The organism is Mesorhizobium sp. M7A.F.Ca.CA.001.10.2.1, from assembly GCF_003998575.1.
Lineage (GTDB): Bacteria > Pseudomonadota > Alphaproteobacteria > Rhizobiales > Rhizobiaceae > Mesorhizobium.
Map to the genome: position 1 here is coordinate 1 of NZ_RZQY01000554.1, position 4,153 is coordinate 4,153.

Below are 4,153 nucleotides of genomic sequence, written 5' to 3' on the forward strand. Positions count from 1 at the left end.
GATAAATACCGCGTGATCAGGATTTCCATCGATGCCATGGGCGGCGATCACGGACCAGCCGTGGTCATACCAGCGCTCATGACGGTCGCGACCCGTCGTCCCGACATCCGCTTCGTCATCTTCGGGCGTGAGGAAGTCGTGCGCCCCGAACTTGCCAAATTTCCCAAGCTCGCCGAGATCAGCGAATTCTTCCATTGCGAAGTTGCGGTCAGGATGGACGACAAGCCGAGCCAGGCGCTGCGCCACGGCCGCTGGAAGTCATCGATGTGGAAGGCCGTCGAAGCGGTCAAGGCCGGCACAGCCGACGCCTGCATTTCCGCCGGCAACACCGGCGCGCTGATGGCGATGTCGAAATTTTGCCTGCGCACCATGGCCACCATCGATCGCCCAGCAATCGCAGCCCTTTGGCCAACATTGCGCGGCGAAAGCGTGGTGCTGGACGTCGGTGCGACCATTGGAGCCGATGCGCAACAGCTCATTGATTTTGCCATTCTCGGCACCGGCATGGCGCGCTCGGTCTTCGGCATAGCCCGGCCCAGCGTCGGCCTGCTCAATGTCGGCGTCGAGGAGATCAAGGGCCAGGAAGAGGTCAAGGAGGCCGGGCGCATGCTGCGCGAAGCCAACATGGCCTCGATGAACTATCACGGTTTCGTCGAGGGTGACGATATCGGCAAGGGCGTGGTCGACGTCGTCGTCACCGAAGGCTTTGCCGGCAACATCGCGCTGAAGACGGCGGAAGGCACGGTGCGCCAGATCGGTGGCTATCTGCGCGCGGCGATGAGCCGGACTCTGATGGCCAGGATCGGCTACATCTTCGCCAAGGGCGCCTTCGATCGCCTGCGCGAAAAGATGGATGTCGGCCGGTCCAACGGTGGCGTTTTCCTGGGGTTGAGCGGCATCGTCGTCAAAAGCCATGGCGGTGCTGATTCTGATGGGTTCGCCGCCGCGATCGAACTCGGCTATGACATGGTCCGCAACAACCTCCTCGACCGCATCGAGGCCGATCTGGACCTGTTTCATGCGCGCAACCCGCGTGCCCTGTCATCTAGGAAATCCGACGTCGTCACCGACGCAAAGGAATAGGAAAGAACTTTGATCAGATCAGTCGTGCGCGGCACGGGCGCCGCGCTGCCCCGCCGAATCATGAAGAATGCCGATTTCGAAGGCATGGTCGAGACCTCCGATGAGTGGATCGCCCAGCGTACCGGTATTCGCCAGCGCCATATCGCTGGTGACGACGAGACCACGGCTTCGCTGGGGGAAGCAGCGGCACGTGCCGCACTTGCCAATGCCGGCCTCACGCCAGTCGACATCGATCTGATCGTGCTGGCGACCTCGACGCCCAACAACACATTCCCGGCCACTGCCGTCGAGATCCAAAACCGGCTCGGCATGCATCACGGCTTTGCCTTCGACCTGCAGGCGGTCTGTTCGGGCTTCGTCTATGCCGTGACCACCGCCGATCTCTACATCCGCGGCGGCCTGGCCAAGCGTGTCCTGGTGATCGGTTCGGAAACATTCTCGCGCATCCTCGATTGGAGCGACCGCTCGACCTGTGTGCTGTTCGGCGACGGCGCCGGTGCCATGATCCTGGAAGCAGGCGAGGGGACGGGCGCGATCGCCGACCATGGCGTTCTGGCGGCCAGCCTGCGCTCCGACGGCACGCACAAGGACAAGCTTTTCGTCGACGGCGGGCCGTCGACCACGGGTACGGTCGGCCACCTCCGGATGGAGGGCCGCGAAGTCTTCAAGCATGCGGTCGGCATGATCACCGACGTGATCGAGGCGACGTTCGCGCAAGCGGGTATCTCAGCCGATGATCTCGACTGGTTCGTGCCCCACCAGGCCAATAAACGAATTATTGACGCTTCCGCCAAGAAGCTCGGGATAGCTGAGCAAAAGGTGGTGGTTACGGTCGATTTGCACGGTAACACCTCGGCTGCTTCCGTGCCGTTGGCGCTGTCGGTGGCCGTCGCCGACGGCCGCATCAAGAAGGGCGATCTCGTCCTCCTGGAAGCGATGGGCGGTGGCTTCACCTGGGGCGCTGTCCTGGTTCGCTGGTAAGTGCCGAACGGTCCAGTTTCGGTCCTTGACCTTGACGGATCAATTACTTAGGCTCTGCCGTTGTTGTGCCGAATTTTATGTTTTGAGCTGATGGGACGGTCGCATGGGGGGAAAGACACTTACGCGCGCCGACCTTGCCGAGGCAGTTTACCGGAAGGTCGGCCTGTCGCGCACTGAATCGGCCGAACTCGTCGAAGCGGTGCTGGATGAAATCTGCGAAGCCATCGTGCGCGGCGAAACGGTGAAGCTGTCGTCCTTCGCGACATTCCACGTCCGCTCCAAGAACGAACGCATCGGCCGCAATCCCAAGACCGGCGAGGAAGTGCCGATCCTGCCGCGTCGGGTGATGACCTTCAAGTCGTCGAATGTGCTGAAGAGCCGTATCTTGCGCTCCCATCAGAGCGGCAAGGCCAAAAGCGGCAAGTAGTCCTACTGCGCGGTTGAAAACCGTCGCCGCCATGACGCCGGGCTTGAATATTGCTTCATAAACCGCTGAAATAAGCCCCGATTCGGCAGGTAGGCCGGATCATCGTCCAGCGTGAGGATTCGCCCATGGACAAGAGCCCCGACGCCTTTCGTACCATCAGCGAGGTCGCCGAAGATCTCGATCTGCCGCAGCATGTGCTGCGCTTCTGGGAAACGCGTTTCAACCAGATCAAGCCGATGAAGCGCGGCGGCGGCCGTCGTTACTACCGGCCGCAGGATGTCGAGCTGATCAAGGGCATCCGCCACATGCTCTACGACCAGGGCTACACCATCAAGGGCGTGCAGAAGCTGTTGCGCGAGAACGGCAACCATTTCCTGGTTGCCATCGGCAATGGCGACATGGCCGCCGTAGAGGCGATCTCGCAGCGAAAGCAGGCCGATCAGGTGCCGCTGACGCCTGCGGCCCAGCCGCGCGGCATGGACGACGAACTGGTTGGCCAGCCCCGCGTCAAACCCAGCCGCCGCTTTTTCGGCCTGGGCAAGAGCGACGAGGAGGGTCCGGTGCAGCCGGATGCGTCGAAACTCTCGCGCGACAACAGGGCCTTGCTGCAGGAGGCGCTGTTCGACCTCCTGGAATGCAAGCGCCTGCTTGACCAGGTGCGCTGACCGCGGCCCGACGCGGCATCGACAGTTCGAAAGCCGGAACCCGTCTTCCGGTGAGGCGTTACGCTTCCTTCTGCAAGTGAAGGAAACATACCAATGGCATCATTTTCGACCCTCTCCGACATCGATCTCGACAGGCAGGTCGCGGCTCTTACCAAGGAACTGGCCAGCTTGAAGAGGGCCGTGGCAAGGCGAGGCGGCGCGTATTACGAGGACGGTCGCGATGCCGCGCTGGACACCTATTCCGATCTTGCCGGGCGCCTGCGCGACGCCATGCCGGCAATCCGTAAACAGGGCAGGGTGATCGAGAGGTCGGCCCGCGACCATCCGGCGGCTGCCGCGGCGGTAGGCCTTGTGGTGCTCGGTCTTGTCGCCAGTCTGCTGTTCAGCCGGCGCTGAATTCTAAAACCCAATCCCAGGGATAAGAAGCAAGAAGTGACAGCTCGCCTCAGGGCGATCCGTTTATTTTCCTTGCGGTCGGCTATGTCTGTCGTCGCTCCGGCATCTGGCGAGGAGCGCGTCGGCGGGCGCCCCGCATCTCTGTGCGGCCGGCGCAGGAATGCGGATTGGTCGAGCCGCCGGAGCCGCTCAATTTCGCCGGCGAACGCCGGATTGGTGGTCGTGCAATAGCCAGCGCCGGGATAGACGACGATCTCACCGGCGTAGGGGGGCTGGACTTGCGTGAACAGTCTTCCGCGATCGAGCCTCGCGGGGCCGAGAAGACCGGCCTTGGACAAGAAGCCAAGGCCGGTCTTCTCGGTGGCGGTCTGCGGAGCTTAGGCCTTGTTTCCGATCACATGGTGGTGGTGGCGGTGATGATGGTGGTGGCGGACATGGTGGCGATGATGATGGTGGTGACGATGATGCTTGGCCATCGGGGCCGCATCCGCGCTCGTCGCGCCGATGACGGGCACCGTGAAAGCCAATGCAACTGCAAGCCCGAGGGCCGAGAGGAGGGACTTCTTCATGGATGGTTTCCTTTTGTTTCGCGGGCGCATAT

6 protein-coding genes are annotated in these 4,153 nt (G+C 62.3%); all 6 read left to right on the top strand.

Features of this window, described 5'->3' with window-relative positions; translation table 11 throughout:
* Positions 1 to 12 precede the first annotated feature (12 nt).
* Positions 13 to 1,083, top strand: coding sequence for a phosphate acyltransferase PlsX (gene plsX, locus EN964_RS27075; RefSeq protein ID WP_127272087.1), 1,071 nt, complete (start codon positions 13 to 15; stop codon positions 1,081 to 1,083).
* A gap of 9 nt (positions 1,084 to 1,092) precedes the next feature.
* A complete protein-coding gene (locus EN964_RS27080) occupies positions 1,093 to 2,064 on the top strand; it encodes a beta-ketoacyl-ACP synthase III (protein ID WP_127272084.1) in 972 nt (323 codons plus the stop codon).
* 103 nt (positions 2,065 to 2,167) lie between these two features.
* A complete protein-coding gene (locus EN964_RS27085; protein ID WP_013532231.1) occupies positions 2,168 to 2,491 on the top strand; it encodes an integration host factor subunit alpha in 324 nt (107 codons plus the stop codon).
* Between the two features lie 125 nt (positions 2,492 to 2,616).
* A complete protein-coding gene (locus EN964_RS27090; protein WP_127270980.1) occupies positions 2,617 to 3,156 on the top strand; it encodes a MerR family transcriptional regulator in 540 nt (179 codons plus the stop codon).
* 93 nt (positions 3,157 to 3,249) lie between these two features.
* Positions 3,250 to 3,552, top strand: a complete 303-nt coding sequence (locus tag EN964_RS27095; protein WP_127270978.1) for a hypothetical protein — start codon at positions 3,250 to 3,252, stop codon at positions 3,550 to 3,552.
* 167 nt (positions 3,553 to 3,719) lie between these two features.
* Positions 3,720 to 4,153 (top strand): hypothetical protein (locus EN964_RS37865; RefSeq protein ID WP_164776016.1); only part of this gene is annotated, 434 nt, incomplete at its 3' end.